Consider the following 16,101-nt stretch of genomic DNA (forward strand, 5'->3'; position numbering starts at 1 on the left):
TTACAACCGCATTAGGCTCCACAGCTACAACAACTACCTGTCGCCAATAGCCATGGAGCAGCAAGCGGCTTGATCACCGTAATCGGTGTCCGGAAAAACTTGACCAGAACATAGGAGCTCCCACAGGTGTGGGAGCCTTTCTATACTGCGCTATACCTGAGGCATTGTCGTGGTGACCAGTCGCGGCGATGGGCTGCCAAGCGGCCCCAATTACAGGCCATGAGGCTTGAGCCGGGAGTAGGGATGACAGGGACGAAGTGGCTACTGCTGGTGGCGGGGATGTGGGCGGTCAATGCGGCGCAGGCCGATGACCGCGACGTGTGGATGTTCGCTCAATGGGCTGGCGATCATCAGACTCGCCCGTTCCGCGAGATGCTGGTAGACGCCCGCTTGTACGGGGTGGTGCCTATTCACCAACTGCTTCGCTCGGCCTCGGACTGGAAGCTGTGCCGGGCGTCGCCGTTTGCGGTGCCACCGGCGAGCCAATGGCCTGCGGTGCGCTCGACGCTGTCGCTGCTCAAAACCCTCGGCGATCAAGGCATCCTGCGCCAGTTCGAGGTGGTTTCAGCCTACCGTGACCCGCGCCTGAACGTCTGTGCCGGTGGCGCCGCCAACAGCGCCCACACCCGTGCCTTCGCCGTCGATATGCTGTTGCCGGCCTGGGCTGACCCCAACCCGTTGTGCCGTTTCTGGCAACAGCATGGCCAAGCCTGGAACATGGGCCTGGGCCGCTACCCGTCAGGTCGTATTCATGTCGACACGGCCGGCTACCGCACCTGGGGTGGCGATGGCAGCGCCGGGTCGTCGTTCTGTATCAAACCCAAGTGAGCCAGGCAGGCCTGGCATTCGTCGATCACCCATTCGGCGAAACGCTGGCGCTTGCCACCCTCGTCCAGCGGCTGCGGGCTGAGCAGATGATAGGCAGAGCCGTCGCGAAAGAAGCCGAAAGGGGCCTGCAGTTGGCCGCTGTCGAGTTCGTCGCGCACCATCAAGGCTGACCCCATGGCCAGGCCCAGGCCCGCGCTGGCGGCCTGGATCGACAAATAGAAATGCTCATAGTCGCTGCGCTGGGTGTGCCTGGCCCGTTGTTCGCTCAGGCGCAGCCAGGTGGGCCAGGCGCTGGGCCGGGTGCGGCTGTGCAATAAGCGCTGGCCGTCCAGGCCGGTGGCGGCGACGGGGCGGCAGACTGGGCCGATCCATTCGTCGCAGATCTTGCGGTGATGCAGTTGGCGGTCCCAGTGGAAGTCATCGCGGCGCAGCGCCAGGTCGACGCCGCTGCGCGCGAAGTCCAGCGGCCCACCGGCGGCTACCAGATGCAGTTGCAGGTCGGGGTGGGCGCTGTGGAAGCGCGGTAGGCGCGGGATCAGCCAGCGCATGGCGATGGTGGGCTCGCAGGAGAGCACCAGCACGTTGTCGCGCTCCTGCTGTTGCAGGCGCTGCACGGCGCCTTCGAGCTGTTCGAACATGGCCTGGGTGGTGCCATGCAGCGCACGGCCGGCGGCGGTGAGGAAGATGGCCCGGTTGCGGCGTTCGAACAGTTCGATACCGAGGCTTTCCTCAAGCAGCCGTACCTGCCGGCTGACCGCGCCGTGGGTGACATGCAGGCGCTCGGCGGCGCGCACGAAGCTTTCGGTTTCGGCGGCAATGTCGAAGTAGCGGAAGGCGTTGAGAGGGGGCAGTTTCATGGTTTTGTGGTGCCTGTTCCGGCCTCTTCGCGGGCAGTGCAAGCACTGCACCTCTGTGAGAAAAACTATCGAATATCCGCCACTATAAATCGATTTTTAGCGGCCCATAAGCCCAGGATAATCGGCGTGTCTGTGCATTTTCATCGCCAATCGAGACCCGCCAATGACCGAACTTATCGCCGTAGCCCTGTTCACCATCCTTGCGATTATCAGCCCGGGGGCCGACTTCGCCATGGTCACCCGCAGCAGTTATGCACAGGGCCGTAAAGCCGGACTGGCGGCTGCCGTGGGGATCGCCTTGGGCGTGCAGGTGCATGTGCTGTATACGGTGCTGGGCATCGCTGTGATCATCAGCCAGAGCCCATCCCTGTTCCTGTTCATGAAGGTCGTCGGTGCTGGGTACCTGATCTACCTAGGCTATAAATCGCTGACCAACACCACGCGCATCCACCTCGACGGCGTTGGCCAAGACACCGGCGCCAGCCTGTGGGCGGCACTGCGCACTGGGTTTCTGACTAATGCCCTGAACCCCAAGACAATGCTCTTCGTCATCAGCGCCTACACCCAGGTGGTGCAGCCGGGCAGCCCGCTGGCGCTGGACTTCGCTTACGGCGCGTTCATGTCGTTTGCCCATTGGGTGTGGTTCAGTTTGGTGGCGGTGTTCTTCTCCAGCACGGCGTTGCGCAAGGCGATGATCGAGCGGCAAGTCATGATGGACCGAGTGATTGGCCTGGCGCTGATCGGCCTTGGTCTGGCAGTTGTAATGGCGAGTGTGCGCTGACAGGGCAGGGTGGGCACCTGGTACTTCTATCAGTTGTAGCGATGTGATCGTATCAGGCAGGATCCTTCGAACAGGCAAGTGATATGCCTGCGTCAAGCTGGTGATTGCATGTCGGGTAGTGGCAATTTAGAATAGAATCATTCCCATTTGCGAAGCATCGCGATGAAAATACCTCCATTCCCCGCCGCAGACTGCCTGGATGACTGGTGCAGGGGCTGTCACCAGTGGCTGCTGGTGTGGTTGCGCCAATGCCTCATTGGGTCGCCGCTATGAGCCCTGAAATCCTACACGAAGCCGTCGAATGGCTGGCGCGCCTCGACGGCCAGCCCAGTGGCCGCGAGCGCAAGGCTTTTCGTGTCTGGCTGGCGCAAGATGAAGAGCACATCGAAGCCTTTAAGCGCATGCAGGAAACCCTGACCTCTTCGCACGAGCATGCGCCTGCCGCGCGTACGGCTCAGACAATTAAAGTGCTGGCCCTGGTGGCAGTGCTAGCACTGCTTACAGCTGTGTGGGTTTAGCACATCGCACTGGGTCAGTTGCCGGAGACGCCGCAACTTTTTCACAGGCAAAGAAAAAGGGCCTACCTTTCGGTAAGCCCTTTATCATGTTTGGTGGCTACACAGGGACTTGAACCCCGGACCCCAGCATTATGAATGCTATGCTCTAACCAACTGAGCTATGTAGCCAATGGCGCGCATTATTCCCTTGTGATGCCCCCCTGTCAACACTCATTTCAAAAAAAATTTGCACGCTTTCAAAAACTTAGCCGCCAGGCCCGCCTTCAGCGAACGATCAGCCAGTGCCCGAGCACGCTGTGCAGCTGCAAATGCTGGGCGCTGGCCAGTGCGGCGAGGCTTTCGGTTGGGCGGTCGAGGTTGAAATCGCCGCTCACGCGCCGATGGGCGGTGTGTGCGTCGACTATCCACAGCCGTTCGCCCTGGTAGCCCGCCAGGCGCTCCAACACTTGCCCAAGCGGCATATCAGTGGCGCGCAGGCGGCCGTTGCGCCAGCTGTCGGCGGTCTTCGGATCGGCTTTTTGCACAGTATTGATCCGTGTGCCGTCGAAGCTCACCCGTTCACCCGCCGAGACCAGGCGCTGCTCCCCGCCCTGCACAACCATGGCCTTGCCACTGAGCACCACCAGCTCGTCGTGGTGCGCATAGCGCGCGATTTGCAAGCGGGTGCCAAATACCTGGATGCGCGCATCGCCCACGTCTACCTCCATGGCCCGGCCGTCGAGCAGGACCTCCAGGTACACCTGGCCTTGTACCAGGTGCAGCTGGCGGGTACGGCCACGCAGGTCGACGTTCATCGCGCTGGCGCTGTCCAGGTGCAGGGTAGAGCCGTCGGGCAGGCGCAAGCTGCGGCGTTCGCCCACGTCGGTGTGCAGTTCGCTGCCCAGGCGTTGCATCAGTGGCCAGTACAGGTAGGCCACAGCGCCTAGCACCAGCAAAAACAGCAGCGCCAGCCATTTGCCCAGGTGGCTGCGGCGCGTATTTATCTGCCGCGGTCGGGGGCGTGCCGGTGGCGGTTGCAGCTGTTGCCAGAAGGTTTCCAGTTCAGCGTAGGCTTGGGCGTTCTGCGGCGCCTGGCACCAGGCGGCAAACACCTGGCGTTCGCCTTCGTCACAGCCGGGCTGACGCAAACGGGAAAACCACTCCAGGGCTTCCTGCTGAGGGTCGGGCTGGAGTTGCTTGGCGGGCATCGGGCTCATGGGATCGGTCTGCTCACGATAGGGGCCGTTTCGCCCAACGATGACAGGGGAATGAGTCGAGGATGCTAATTATATTGAGAACCATTTACAAGTACGTTTCGACGGAGGGATAAAAAAGGTAGCTATGTATCTATTTGTTTCCCGATAATCGGATCCCAAACCTGCGGACGGAGATTCAGGCACATGGCCATCAGTAGCACCTCCACGGCGTCCACCAGCGCAGCGGCGAACCCTGCCAACCCGTTGGTGATGCGCATCATCGGCTTCTGCGCCCTGGCGCACTTGATCAATGACCTGATCCAGTCGGTGCTGCCGGCGATCTACCCGATGCTCAAGGCCAACTACGACCTGAGCTTCGCCCAGATCGGCATGATCACCCTGACATTCCAGATAACCGCCTCGCTGCTGCAGCCTTGGGTCGGCTTCTTTACCGACCGCCGGCCCGCACCCAACCTGCTGCCGATGGGCACCCTGTGCACGCTGGTGGGGATCGTGATGCTGGCTTTTGTCGGCAGCTTCCCGATGATTCTGCTGGCCTCGGCGCTGGTGGGCATTGGTTCGTCCACCTTCCACCCAGAAACCTCGCGCATCGCGCGGTTGGCCTCGGGCGGGCGTTTTGGTCTGGCCCAATCGACCTTCCAGGTAGGCGGCAACACCGGCTCGGCGCTGGGGCCACTGCTGGCGGCGGCGATCGTCATCCCGTTCGGGCAAACGCACGTGGCCTGGTTTGGCCTGGCGGGGCTGTTCTTCTTCGCCGTGACCCTGATGCTGCGTAGCTGGTACAAGGAGCACCTCAACCAGGCCAAGGCCCGCAAGGCGGTGCAGGCCACCCATGGCATCTCGCGCAAGCGGGTGATCGCGGCGCTGATCGTGTTAGGCCTGTTGGTGTTCTCGAAGTACTTCTACATGGCCAGTTTCACCAGCTACTTCACCTTCTACCTGATCGAAAAGTTCGACGTTTCGGTGGCCAGCTCGCAGCTGCACCTGTTCCTGTTCCTGGGCGCGGTGGCGGCCGGTACCTTCTTCGGCGGGCCGATCGGTGACCGTATCGGGCGCAAGGCGGTGATCTGGTTCTCCATTCTGGGCGTGACACCGTTCACCCTGGCGCTGCCGTATGCCGACCTGTTCTGGACCACCGTGCTGAGCGTGGTGATCGGCTTCATCCTGGCCTCGGCGTTTTCGGCCATCGTGGTGTATGCGCAGGAGCTGGTGCCGGGCAGCGTGGGCATGATTGCCGGGATCTTCTTCGGGCTGATGTTCGGCTTCGGCGGTATTGGCGCGGCGCTGCTGGGTTATGTTGCGGACCTGCGCGGTATCGAGTACGTGTATGGCGTGTGCTCGTTCCTGCCGTTGTTCGGGTTGTTGGCGGTGTTCCTGCCGTCTACCGGCAAGCGTTGAGCCTGTAAGGGGCTGCTGCGCAGCCCAATCGCCTGCAAGGCCAGCCTCCACAAGAAGACAGTTGCTCCCACAGGTAACTGCGCAGGCTCAGACCTTGTGAGGACCCTGTGGGAGTGGGCTTGTCCCGCGAATGGGGCTACGCGGTGCATGGCACCGGCTTCGCCGGTGTTCGCGGGGCAAGCCCGCTCCCACGCCCCCTGATGATTGACGGCCCGACCACCGTTAGCCTAGAGTGCCGCCTCTTTTCTCCAACCTGCGTAGTCAAAGCAATGCGCCGTAACCCGTCCCTCCCACCTGCTCGCCAGCCTGCACTCCAGGCCCTGCGTCGTGCGTGGCCGAGCGACACGGTGCTCAAGCGTCGGCGCAGCGTGCTGTTTGCCTTCACCTTCTCGCCTCACCTTGCCCTGAACTGATCCGCGCCTTTGCGTCGTCCGCCGTCCCGGCGTGCGCGCTCGTGTTTGCTCGTCTTTTCAGTTTGCAAGGAGTGGTAAATGAACATGCGTTTGCTGGCGGGCCTGTTGTTCGCCGTGTCGGTGGTGGGCTTTAGCCTCGGGGCCAGCCTGCCGTTGGTGTCGTTGCGCCTGCATGAGGCCGGCGCAGGCACGCTGGAAATCGGCATTATTTCGGCCATCCCGGCAGCTGGGATGATGCTTTCGGCGTTCATGGTCGACGCCTGCTGCCGGCGCCTGACCCGGCGCACCATCTACTTGCTGTGCTTCAGCCTGTGCACCGTCAGCATCGCCTTGCTGGAGTCGGCTTTCGACTCGATCTGGCTGCTGGCGTTGCTGCGCTTGGGCCTGGGCATCGGCATGGGTATCGCTATCATTCTGGGCGAGTCCTGGGTCAACGAGCTGTGCCCCGAGCATAACCGCGGCAAAATCATGGCCCTGTACGCCACCAGCTTTACCGGCTTCCAGGTACTCGGCCCGGCAATGCTGGCCGTGCTGGGCGCCGACAGCCCGTGGATCACTGGCGTGGTCACCGCCTGCTATGGCCTGGCGCTGCTGTGCATCGTGCTGACCGTGCCCAACGACTACGTCGAGCATGAAGAAGGCGAAAAAAGCTTCGGCCTGGCCGGGTTCTTCCGCGTGGCGCCGGCCTTGTGCGTGGCGGTGCTGTTCTTCTCCTTCTTCGACGCCGTGGTGCTGTCGCTGCTGCCGGTGTACGCCACCAGCCACGGCTTTGCCGTGGGTGTGGCGGCGCTGATGGTGACGGTGGTGTTTGCTGGCGACATGCTGTTCCAGCTGCCTTTGGGCTGGTTGGCCGACCGGGTCGAGCGCACCGGGCTGCACCTGGTGTGCGGCCTGGTGGCGATGCTGATCGGCATCGGCCTGCCGTGGCTGCTGCAGATGACCTGGTTGCTGTGGCCGCTGCTGGTGGTGCTGGGCGCAGTGGCGGGGGGCATCTACACCTTGGCGCTGGTGCTGATCGGGCAGCGCTTTAAAGGGCAGGACTTGGTCACGGCCAATGCCAGCGTCGGCTTGCTGTGGGGTGTGGGCAGCCTGATCGGGCCGCTGGTCAGTGGCGCGGCGATGGATGTGGCACCGCACGGGTTGCCGATGGCGCTGGCGATCATGGCAGGGTTGTTCGTCTGTTTTGCCCGGCAGTCGTACCGGCGGGCAGGGCGCTTGCGCGCGGTGGCGGACTGACCACGCGGGGTTCAGGCGGCGTCGATGCTCACCCAATAGCGTGTGCGGTACTCGACCCGCACCGGCAGGCTGCGCGTGAGCAATTGCAGAATCTGCCCGGTATCGGCCAGCTGGTAGGTGCCGGAGACCTTGAGGTTTGCCACTTCGTCGGCGCAGCGCAGCAGGCCCGGGCGGTAGCGGGCCAGCTCCGCCGCGAATTCGCCCAGCGGCATCTGCTGCACGCTGAGCACGCCGTCGGTCCAGCCCCACGGGTCGCTGCGCAGGCTCACGGCCTGCGAGCTGCCGTTGGCCTGCACCTGCAAGGTTTCGCCAGCCTGTACCAACCGCGCTGAAGGCGACGCGGGGAACAGTGTGACCTCGCCACGGCGTACGGCCACCAACAAGCCATTGTCGTTTTCGCGCAGCAGCAGTTGGCCGTCGAGTGTGCCCAAGGTGCCGACACGGGTATCGATGCGGAAGGGGCGGCTGTCGTTGGCGTTGGCGTCCAGGCTGACCTCGCCCCGTATCAGTTCGAGCAGTCGTTGTTGGCTGCTGTAGTGCAGGTCGATGGCACTGGCGGTGTTGAGCTGGATACGGCTGCCATCACTGCCTTGCAATTGCCGGCGCTCACCTGCCGCGGTGCTGCTGTCGGCCAGTAGCTGCGGCAGGCCCAAGGGCGCGCGCGCGGCCCAGCCCAGGCTGCCGCCAACGGCCAACAGCGCCAGCAGCTTGAGGTGGTCCCGGCGGCTGCTGTGCTGGCGCTGGCTGGCGTCGAGGGTGCGTCGGCTCAGTGCCTTGGGCAACCCGGCCAGCTCGTCGCTGAGGCTGCTGACACGCTGCCAGGCCTGAGGGTTTTGTGGGTGGCTGGCCAGCCATTGCTGGAATTGCCGCTCGGTACGCGGGCTGGGGGTGTCGAAGCGCAGTTTGACCAGCCAGTCGATGGCCTGGTCGACCTGGGTTTGCGCGGGGGCGTTCTCAGCGTTCGGCATAACGCAACCGGTAGCAGACACCCAGGGCCTTGGCCAAGTCGCGCTCGATGGTCGCGCGGGACACATCCAGCTGCAGGGCGATCTGCGCGATGCTCAGCCCGTCGATCTGGGCCAGCAGAAAGGCCTGCCGCACCCGCGGCTTCAGCGCCTGCAGGGCGCGGTCGAGGCGTTCCAGCGTATCGAGGATGACCAGCCGGTGTTCCTCGCTGGGCACTTCGGCTTCCGGCAGGTGGGCCAGGCTTTCCTGATAGGCCCGCTCCAGGGCGCGGCGGCGGAACTGGTCGATCATCAGCCCACGGGCGATGGCGCTGAGGTAGGCGCGGGGCTCCTTGAGCGGTGATGCCTGACGGGCACGCAACACCCGGACGAAGGTATCCTGGGCCAGGTCGGCGGCATGCTCATGGCACCCGACCCGGCTGCGCAGCCAGCTGCTTAGCCAGGCGTGGTGGGACTGATAGAGCAGAGCGACCTCGGTGGGCTTGAGCGTGTCGTTGATCTGCATCGTATCGAAGGCCTGATCCCGTGAGCGTGCGCGATTGTGAATAGTTCTCAATTCTATGCGGGTAACACGCCGCAGAGCAATGGTATGCCAGGAATTAGCCGCGCAAGATCCGGCGTTTCGCCGATGAACGGTTGGGCTAAGCTAGGCCTCTAGTCGACGTGTTGGAGCCGCTATGATCCTGGCTGACCTTTCGCCCGAAGCCTACCGGGAAGCTGCCCGCTACCTGGCCGAGTCGGACCCGGACTGGGCGCGGCATATCGCAGCGATCGGGCCGTGCCTGCACCAGGCGACGCCGGGACGCGAGCCTTATGAGGCGCTGGTACGGGCGATTGCCTACCAGCAATTGCATGCACGCGCTGCCGAGTCGATTTTGGGCCGGCTGTTGGCGCTGTTCCCTGAAGGCGGCTTTCCCGCACCGCAGCAATTGCTGGCTGTAACGCCAGAGGTGATGCGTGCGTGCGGCTTTTCGGCGAGCAAGGCAGCCACGGTTCAGGGCATTGCCCAGGCCCGCCTAGCGGGTGTGGTGCCCAGCCGCGAGGAGGCGCTGGCCATGCCCGATGACGCGTTGATCGAGCGCCTGGTGGCCTTGCGCGGGGTAGGGCGCTGGACGGTGGAGATGTTGCTGATCTATTGCCTTGAGCGTTCGGACATTCTGCCGGTCGACGACTTCGCGGTGCGTGAGGGGTATCGTCGGCTCAAGGGGTTGGAGAAGGCACCGACGCCGGCGCAGATGCGCTCGCTGGGCGGTGGCTGGCGCCCGTTCCGCACCGTGGCGGCCTGGTACCTGTGGCGGGCCTGAGGTATTTGCTGTGCCTGCACCGGCCTCTTCGCGGGCAAGCCCGCTCCCACATGGTCTCCACTGTCGTCGGGACCCGTGGTGTACCTGTGGGAGCGGGCTTGCCCGCGAAGAGGCCGGTACAGGCGATAAAGATAAGAGGTAACCCGCGATGAAACCCTACACAACCTCCGAACAACGTTGGCAGGCCGTGCAGGCTCGCGACGGTAACGCCGCCGGTCACTTCGTCTACGCCGTGCGCACCACCGGTATCTACTGCCGCCCTGGCTGCAAAGCGCGCATGGCCAAGCGCGAAAACGTCGCGTTCTACAGCGATGCCGCCGCTGCCGAATCTGCGGGTTACCGGGCCTGCAAGCGTTGCACAAGCGCGAGCCGTGCCACTGCAACCCGGCGTAGCGAGCTGGTCACCCGCGCCTGCCGCCTGCTCGAGGGCGACGAGATTTCGCCGAATCTCGACCAACTCAGTGCACAACTGGCCGTCAGCCCCTTTCACCTGCACCGCCTGTTCAAGGCCGAAACCGGCTTGACCCCCAAGGCTTACGCTTCGGCGTTTCGTGCCAGGCGCCTGCGCGAGCACCTGGAAAATGACCAGCGCTCAGTCACCGATGCCATTTACGACGCCGGCTACAACTCCAACAGCCGCTTCTACGAAAGTGCCGAGCAACGCTTGGGCATGCGCCCCAAGGCCTACCGTGCCGGCGGGCAGGGGGCGACCATTCGCTTTGCGCTGGGCCAGTGTTCGCTGGGGGCGATATTGGTGGCGCAGAGCGAGAAGGGCATTTGCGCGATCCTGCTGGGTGATGACCCCGAGCCACTGCTGCACGCGTTGCAGGACCAGTTCCCAAACGCCCGGCTGATAGGCGGCGACAACGAATATGAACGCGTGGTCGCCGAGGTGGTGGGCTTTGTCGAAGCGCCAGCACTGGGCCTGGCGCTGCCTTTGGATGTGCAAGGCACGGCTTTTCAGGAGCGGGTCTGGCAGGCCCTGCGCGAGGTGCCGGCCGGCTGTCGGGTCAGTTACACCGACATCGCCGAGCGTATCGGCGCACCCAAGGCGGTGCGCGCGGTGGCCATGGCCTGCGCCGCCAACCGCATTGCCGTGGCCATCCCGTGCCACCGGGTGGTACGCCGCGATGGCGACATTAGCGGCTACCGCTGGGGCGTCGAGCGCAAGCAGCAACTGCTCACGCGAGAAACGGCACTCTCCTGATCGCCTCAAGCCGCGTAGAATCCCCCGCCAAATCGAAATGTATAGAGGAATGTTCGATGAGGCGTGTCAGCCTTGCCCGTTATTGCCTAGGCGTATTGGCCCTGATGGTGGCGTTGGCCACCCCGGCCTGGTCCGCACCGGCCACGCCAGTCTCCAGCCTGGCCGCTGCCGAACTGCCGGTGCTCGAAGAAAACGCGAGCCTTGAGCAACTGAATGACCGACTCGACGAGATCCGCCAGGGCGTCACCAGCAACGCCAATGACGACGTGCTCTCGCAGTTGCGCCAGGCGGCCATGCAGGTGCAGCGTCAGGCCGATGCACTGAGTGCGCTGCGGACCACCGACGTCGATGGCCTGGACGACAAACTCAAGGTGCTTGGCCCGCCCCAGCCGGACGAGACCGCGACCATCACGCTTCAGCGCAAGGACCTCGAGGCACAGAAAAAGTCTGTATTGGCCGAGCAGGAACAGGCGACCAAGCTGACCCAGTCGGCCCGCGACCTGTCCACGCAGATCGTCAACCTGCGCCGCAGCCAGTTCAACTCTCAGGTCACCAGCCGCGCGACCAGCCCGCTGACCCCGGCGTTCTGGCAATCGCTGATCCGCCCTACCGCTGAAGACCTGAGTCGCCTGCGAGACCTGCGCGGCGAGGCGGCTGATGCCGTGGCCAGCGCGTTCAGTGCCGAGCATCGCTGGTTGTTCCTGACCAGCCTGGTGGCGGCAATCCTGGTCTGGACCTTGGTCCGTCGCCTGCTCGAACGCCTGTTGGCAGACGCCATGATCCGATGGCTGCCGGAAGGCCGCCTGCGCCGCAGCGCCTTGGCCCTGAGCGTCAGCCTGGCGACGCTGGGTACCATCGCCGGCTCCGTGTCGCTGCTGCGCTGGGGCCTGGAAAGCAGCGCCGAGCTGGGTTCGGACATCGCCAGCCTGACCAACCATATCCTTACCCTGGTGGTGTTCAGCGCCTTCATTTCGGGCCTGGGCCGCGCCATGTTGATGCTGCAGCGCCCGTCCTGGCGCCTGCCGCCGATCCACGATGAAGTGGCCAGCGCCCTGGGCTGGTTCCCCAAACTGCTGGCTCTGGCGTTGATGGTGCTGCTGACCCAGGAGCGCATCAACAGCGTGATCGGCACCAGCCTGGCGCTGACCGTGGCCACCAACGGCCTGACCGCGCTGGTGGTGGCGGTGATTTTCTCGGTGGCCTTGCTGCGCTACCGCCGCACCTTGCGCCAGCATGACCTGGAGCGCCCGACCGGCCTGGCGGGGCTGATCCCCTTCGTCATCGTGGTGTGGGTGGGGCTGATCGTGCTGGCACTGCTGGCCGGCTTCCTGACCCTGGCCTACTTCCTGACCGCCAAGTTGCTGTGGATCAGCGTGGTGGCCACCTGTGCCTACCTGTTGACCACCTTCCTCGGTGACCTGTGCGAGACCTTGCTTTCGCCTCGTCAGCCCGGTGGCCTGGCCTTGGCGTCGACGCTGGGCCTGGCGCCGCGTCATCAGGCCCAGGCCAGCACGATTCTCGCCGGCATTGGTCGCACTGTGTTGCTGTTCCTGGCGGTATTGCTGGCCTTGACGCCGTCGGGCACCAGCCCCGGCGAATTGCTGCTCAGCCTGGGGGATTGGGACGATACCGGTGGCAAGATGCTCGGCAACATGAACATCGTGCCGCAGGACATCCTGTTGGCGGTGGTGATGTTCTTCGGCGGCATGTTCGGTATTCGTGTGCTCAAGCGCTGGTTGAGCGAGCGCCTGCTGCCAGAAACCGACATGGACGCCGGCATGCGCGCCTCGCTGGTGACGCTGGTGGGTTACCTGGGCTTCCTGTTCCTGGCCATGCTGGTGATGTCGACCCTGCGCATCAACCTGACCAGCCTGACCTGGGTGGTGAGTGCGCTGTCGGTCGGTATCGGTTTTGGTCTGCAGCAGATCGTGCAGAACTTCATCTCCGGCCTGATCCTGCTTACTGAGCGCCCGGTGAAGGTGGGCGACTGGGTCAGCCTGGCCGGTGTCGAGGGTGATATCCGCCGCATCAATGTGCGCGCCACCGAGATTCAGATGTCCGACCGCTCGACGGTGATCGTGCCCAACTCGCAGTTCATCTCGCAAAACGTGCGCAACGTGACCATGGGCAATGCCCTTGGTGTGGTCAGCATTACCCTGACCTTGCCGCTGGAAACCGATGCCAACCGTGTGCGGGAATTGCTGCTGGCGGCGTACCAGGAGCACGAAGCGATACTGGATGCACCTGCGTGTTCGGTGTCGTTCAAGGACCTGACCACCAGTGGCATGGTCATTGGCGTCAGTGGTTATGTAGCGGGGCCGCGGCAGGTGTCGGGCACGCGCAGTGACCTGCTGTTCACCATTCTTGGCCGGTTACGCGATGAGGGCATCCCGCTGTCGTCGCCGCAAAGCATGGTGTTGGTGCAAGAGGGCGCGCGCCCGGCTGACGAGCCGGCGTGAAGCCGGGGCCGCTGTGCGGCCCATTCGCGGGCAAGCCCGCTCCCACAGGTTTGCGCTAGCATGGGCCTGTAGGCGCGGGCTTGCCGGCGATTGGGCTGCAAGGCAGCCCACAGGGCTTCAATGCTGCTTGGCCTGCCTGATCCTCACCAGGATCACCAGCAGCACTAACAGCACTGGCGGCGCCATCGCCAACAACCCATCCCGCGCCGTCAGCCCCACCCCCAGCACATTCAGCCCGCCATACAGCAGCTTGAACAGGTTCAACAGGTAATAGGTGATGGCGATGATCGACAGCCCCTCCACCGCCCGCTGAATCTTCACCTGGGCGTCGGCCCGGGCATTGAGGCTGCGCAGGATCTCTGCGTTCTGCTCTTCCATCTCCACCTGCACCCGGGCCTGCAGCAGGTCCCCCAGGTTGGCGACATTCTTCGCCAACTGCTCCAGCCGTTGCTCGGTGGCTGCGCAGTAACGCACCGTAGGCTTGAACCGGCGTTCGATGAACACGCCCAACCGCTGGCAATCGCCCACGTGGCTCTCGCGCAGTTCAGCCAACCGCTCGAACACCAGTTGCGCATACGCCTGGGTAGCGCCGAAGCGGTGGCGGGTCTTCACCGTGTGGCTGACCACCTGGCGCGAGAGCAGGGCGATGGCGTCGAGCAGCCCCTTGGAGTCGTGGCCATCGCCGCCGGCGCTGCGTTCGGACAGGCTCACCAGGGTCTTGTCGAAGGCGTCCAGCTCTTGGCTCAGGGCCTTGGCCGTGGTCAGGGTCAGCGAGGCCATCATGCGGTAGGTTTCGATCTCCAGCAGGCGCCGGATCATGCGGCCCTGGCGGTAGGCATTGAGGCGGCGATTGATGAACAGGAAGCGGTTGGTACCGTCCTCGGTCAGGCGAAAATCGCTCCACACCGACGCATCGCCACCGCCCACACAGGAGCCGCAGGGGTCTTTGAAGCCATAGTGGCTCAGGTCGAGGTCCTGTTCGTCGCGGACCAGCACCTGCACCGCATTGATCACCTGCGCCGTTTGCGGGGCGATGGCTTCGGCTAGCACCTGTGGCAGGGCTTGCCACTCGGTGTTGGCGGTGGAGCAGGGCACCACCAGGGTCAGGGTGAAGAACTCGGTGTGCCGTTCCCATTTGAACGGGTGGCCGTCCAGCCGGGTAATGCCCTGCGCTGCGTTGATGTGCTGCGCCTCTGGGCAGCAGCGTTGCAGCAGCGCCGCACACGCTGCATCGCCGCCGAGCAAGGCGAGGTGGAAGACATGGGCCGGGCCGTCGAAATACAGCGACGGGCGAGCGTGCAGTTCGTTGTGCAAGGCGGTGCGTTGAGGGTGCATGGTGGTCCGGCCTGGTGTTGTGATTGTGGGGGTACCAGGAAGTGGGACTTTGCGCGATGACTGAAAAGTCACGTGGCCATGAGGGCCTTTGTGAAACGGAATCAAGCGCAAAGCAAAAGCCCCTTGTGACATCCGTCAGCAAGGGGCTTCTTGACCAGCCGCTGGGGTTAACCCAGGCAGCGCGTCACATGCTTCACCGAGAGGTACCCCGACAACCCCCAGGGCCCGAGCTCGCGCCCGATGCCGCTGCCTTTGGTTCCGCCCCACGAGGTCTCGACGAATACTGCCTGCACCGAGTTGATCCACACGTGGCCAACCTCCAGCGCATCGGCAACGCGTTCGGCGCGTTCCAGGTCGGCAGAGCAGACCGTGGCCACCAGGCCGAAGCGGCTGTCGTTGGCTTCGGCGATCGCCTGCGCTTCAGTGGTGAAGCGCCGTGCACACAGCACCGGGCCGAAGATCTCTTCGGTCCACAGGCGGCTGTGGGCAGGGACGTCCACATACAGCGTGGGGCTGACGAACCAGCCGTCACGGTCCAGCGCTTTGCCGCCGGCCAGGCATTGCAGGCCCTCTTCGCGTGCGGTGGCGAAGTAGCTGGCAACCTTTAGCCATTGCGCCTGGCTGGTCAGCGGGCCCATGTCCACTTCTTCGCTCAACGGGTTGCCCACCCGCAGGTTCTCGAGTGCCGCCTGCAAGCGCGGCAGCAGCGCATCGGCGATGCCGTCCTGCACCAGCAGGCGTGAGGTGGCCGAGCACATCTGCCCGGCGTTCCAGCTGATGCCAGCGACAATCCATTCCACGGCCTGGTCGACATCGCAATCATCGAACACCACGATCGCCGACTTGCCGCCTAGCTCCAGCGTCACGGGCCGGCATTGGGCAGAAGCGCTGCGCATCACCTGGCTGCCAACACTGTTGCTGCCGGTGAACGACAGCTTGTCCAGGCCTGCGTGGTTGCTCAGCGCCGCGCCGGTTTCGGCCTTGCCGTTGACGATGTTCAGCACGCCGGCGGGCAGGCCGAGGGCCTCGGCGATCTGGCCGTACGCCTGCTCGATCAGCGGGGTGATTTCCGAAGGCTTGAGCACCACGGTGCAGCCTGCGGCCAAGGCGGGGGCGAGCTTCCAGGCGCTGGTCACCAGCGGGAAGTTCCACGGCACGATCAGGCCGACCACGCCGACCGGTTCCAGGCGGGTGCGGGCGGTGAAGCCGGGCGCGGCCAGGGGCACGTCGCGGTTCTTTTGCGGCAACTGCTCCGCCAGGTCGGCGTAGTAGTTGAAGGTGGCAATCGCGTCGTCCAGGTCGACTTCGGCCTCGGGGCGCGGCTTGCCGTTGTTGCGCATCTGCAGGGTGATCAACGCTTCACGGCGCTGCCCGAGTTGCTCGGCGAAACCGCGCAGGTACGCTGCACGTTCGCTGGCGCTGGTCTGCTTCCAGGCCGGCAGGGCTTCGCGCGCGGCGACCACGGCTTGGTCGACCTGGGCAGCGCTGGCGGCCATCAATTCGGCGAAGGGCTGGCCCAGGGCAGGGTCATTGACGCTGATGCAGTCGCTGCCTTGGCCTTCGACCCAGCGGCCGGCGATGTAGTGAGAAGTGGTCATGGGCAA

Annotated in this window: 14 protein-coding genes and 1 tRNA gene; 8 read left to right on the forward strand and 7 right to left on the reverse strand. The window is 64.4% G+C overall.

The window, feature by feature from the left end; all coding sequences use genetic code 11:
• The first annotated feature begins 243 nt into the window (after positions 1 to 243).
• Entirely contained in the window at positions 244 to 828 is a 585-nt protein-coding gene (locus tag HU750_RS18485; RefSeq protein WP_027594510.1) for a D-Ala-D-Ala carboxypeptidase family metallohydrolase, read from the forward strand.
• On the opposite strand, the gene HU750_RS18490 is transcribed toward HU750_RS18485, so the two are convergent.
• Positions 768 to 1,685 (reverse strand): LysR substrate-binding domain-containing protein, encoded by a 918-nt coding sequence (locus HU750_RS18490; RefSeq protein ID WP_186681676.1) that lies wholly within the window; start codon positions 1,683 to 1,685, stop codon positions 768 to 770. The genes HU750_RS18485 and HU750_RS18490 overlap by 61 nt on opposite strands.
• Positions 1,686 to 1,848: 163 nt before the next feature.
• On the opposite strand from HU750_RS18490, the gene HU750_RS18495 reads away from it, so the two are divergent.
• Entirely contained in the window at positions 1,849 to 2,466 is a 618-nt protein-coding gene (locus tag HU750_RS18495) for a LysE family translocator (protein ID WP_186681678.1), read from the forward strand.
• A gap of 269 nt (positions 2,467 to 2,735) precedes the next feature.
• Positions 2,736 to 2,984 (forward strand): FecR/PupR family sigma factor regulator, encoded by a 249-nt coding sequence (locus HU750_RS18500; protein ID WP_186681680.1) that lies wholly within the window; start codon positions 2,736 to 2,738, stop codon positions 2,982 to 2,984.
• 91 nt (positions 2,985 to 3,075) lie between these two features.
• Here the strand turns inward: HU750_RS18500 and HU750_RS18505 are convergent.
• Positions 3,076 to 3,152: transfer RNA gene (locus HU750_RS18505), tRNA-Met, on the reverse strand.
• Positions 3,153 to 3,247: 95 nt separating this feature from the next.
• Positions 3,248 to 4,171: a FecR family protein gene (locus HU750_RS18510; protein WP_186681794.1), complete on the reverse strand. Its 924-nt coding sequence runs from the start codon at positions 4,169 to 4,171 to the stop codon at positions 3,248 to 3,250.
• 192 nt (positions 4,172 to 4,363) lie between these two features.
• Between HU750_RS18510 and HU750_RS18515 the strand changes: the two genes are divergently transcribed.
• Entirely contained in the window at positions 4,364 to 5,578 is a 1,215-nt protein-coding gene (locus tag HU750_RS18515) for an MFS transporter (protein ID WP_099428299.1), read from the forward strand.
• A gap of 491 nt (positions 5,579 to 6,069) precedes the next feature.
• Positions 6,070 to 7,227 (forward strand): MFS transporter, encoded by a 1,158-nt coding sequence (locus HU750_RS18520; RefSeq protein ID WP_027594504.1) that lies wholly within the window; start codon positions 6,070 to 6,072, stop codon positions 7,225 to 7,227.
• Positions 7,228 to 7,238: 11 nt separating this feature from the next.
• Here the strand turns inward: HU750_RS18520 and HU750_RS18525 are convergent, their stop codons facing one another.
• Both HU750_RS18525 and HU750_RS18530 read right to left on the reverse strand, forming a co-directional pair.
• Entirely contained in the window at positions 7,239 to 8,195 is a 957-nt protein-coding gene (locus tag HU750_RS18525; RefSeq protein WP_186681683.1) for a FecR domain-containing protein, read from the reverse strand.
• Positions 8,182 to 8,697: a sigma-70 family RNA polymerase sigma factor gene (locus HU750_RS18530; RefSeq protein ID WP_027594502.1), complete on the reverse strand. Its 516-nt coding sequence runs from the start codon at positions 8,695 to 8,697 to the stop codon at positions 8,182 to 8,184. Before HU750_RS18530 ends, HU750_RS18525 begins: the two co-directional genes overlap by 14 nt.
• Before the next feature lie 172 nt (positions 8,698 to 8,869).
• On the opposite strand from HU750_RS18530, the gene HU750_RS18535 reads away from it, so the two are divergent.
• The 3 genes from HU750_RS18535 to HU750_RS18545 all read left to right on the forward strand — a co-directional run bounded on the left by HU750_RS18535 (position 8,870) and on the right by HU750_RS18545 (position 13,162).
• Positions 8,870 to 9,496 carry a DNA-3-methyladenine glycosylase family protein gene (locus HU750_RS18535; RefSeq protein WP_186681685.1) on the forward strand — a complete coding sequence of 209 codons (627 nt, stop codon included), beginning with the start codon at positions 8,870 to 8,872 and terminating at the stop codon, positions 9,494 to 9,496.
• Positions 9,497 to 9,644: 148 nt separating this feature from the next.
• A complete protein-coding gene (gene ada / locus HU750_RS18540; protein WP_186681687.1) occupies positions 9,645 to 10,703 on the forward strand; it encodes a bifunctional DNA-binding transcriptional regulator/O6-methylguanine-DNA methyltransferase Ada in 1,059 nt (352 codons plus the stop codon).
• A 56-nt stretch (positions 10,704 to 10,759) separates the two neighbouring features.
• Positions 10,760 to 13,162, forward strand: a complete 2,403-nt coding sequence (locus HU750_RS18545; RefSeq protein WP_186681689.1) for a DUF3772 domain-containing protein — start codon at positions 10,760 to 10,762, stop codon at positions 13,160 to 13,162.
• A 117-nt stretch (positions 13,163 to 13,279) separates the two neighbouring features.
• Here the strand turns inward: HU750_RS18545 and HU750_RS18550 are convergent, their stop codons facing one another.
• The gene (locus HU750_RS18550; RefSeq protein WP_186681692.1) at positions 13,280 to 14,497 is read right to left on the reverse strand and encodes a DUF3422 domain-containing protein; all 1,218 of its coding nucleotides are present in this window, start codon (positions 14,495 to 14,497) and stop codon (positions 13,280 to 13,282) included.
• Positions 14,498 to 14,664: 167 nt separating this feature from the next.
• Entirely contained in the window at positions 14,665 to 16,095 is a 1,431-nt protein-coding gene (locus HU750_RS18555; RefSeq protein WP_186681694.1) for an aldehyde dehydrogenase family protein, read from the reverse strand.
• Between the last annotated feature and the right edge of the window lie 6 nt (positions 16,096 to 16,101).

This window comes from Pseudomonas sp. SWRI50, assembly GCF_014269095.1.
Classification (GTDB): Bacteria; Pseudomonadota; Gammaproteobacteria; order Pseudomonadales; family Pseudomonadaceae; genus Aquipseudomonas; species Aquipseudomonas kermanshahensis.

Coding starts and splice junctions, on each gene's coding strand:
- HU750_RS18555 (WP_186681694.1), bottom strand. CDS start 16,095: ATGACCACTTCTCACTACATCGCCGGCCGCTGGGTCGAAGGCCAAGGC.
- HU750_RS18515 (WP_099428299.1), top strand. CDS start 4,364: ATGGCCATCAGTAGCACCTCCACGGCGTCCACCAGCGCAGCGGCGAAC.
- HU750_RS18545 (WP_186681689.1), top strand. CDS start 10,760: ATGAGGCGTGTCAGCCTTGCCCGTTATTGCCTAGGCGTATTGGCCCTG.
- HU750_RS18520 (WP_027594504.1), top strand. CDS start 6,070: ATGAACATGCGTTTGCTGGCGGGCCTGTTGTTCGCCGTGTCGGTGGTG.
- HU750_RS18530 (WP_027594502.1), bottom strand. CDS start 8,697: ATGCAGATCAACGACACGCTCAAGCCCACCGAGGTCGCTCTGCTCTAT.
- HU750_RS18510 (WP_186681794.1), bottom strand. CDS start 4,171: ATGCCCGCCAAGCAACTCCAGCCCGACCCTCAGCAGGAAGCCCTGGAG.
- HU750_RS18550 (WP_186681692.1), bottom strand. CDS start 14,497: ATGCACCCTCAACGCACCGCCTTGCACAACGAACTGCACGCTCGCCCG.
- HU750_RS18485 (WP_027594510.1), top strand. CDS start 244: ATGACAGGGACGAAGTGGCTACTGCTGGTGGCGGGGATGTGGGCGGTC.
- HU750_RS18525 (WP_186681683.1), bottom strand. CDS start 8,195: ATGCCGAACGCTGAGAACGCCCCCGCGCAAACCCAGGTCGACCAGGCC.
- ada (WP_186681687.1), top strand. CDS start 9,645: ATGAAACCCTACACAACCTCCGAACAACGTTGGCAGGCCGTGCAGGCT.
- HU750_RS18500 (WP_186681680.1), top strand. CDS start 2,736: ATGAGCCCTGAAATCCTACACGAAGCCGTCGAATGGCTGGCGCGCCTC.
- HU750_RS18495 (WP_186681678.1), top strand. CDS start 1,849: ATGACCGAACTTATCGCCGTAGCCCTGTTCACCATCCTTGCGATTATC.
- HU750_RS18490 (WP_186681676.1), bottom strand. CDS start 1,685: ATGAAACTGCCCCCTCTCAACGCCTTCCGCTACTTCGACATTGCCGCC.
- HU750_RS18535 (WP_186681685.1), top strand. CDS start 8,870: ATGATCCTGGCTGACCTTTCGCCCGAAGCCTACCGGGAAGCTGCCCGC.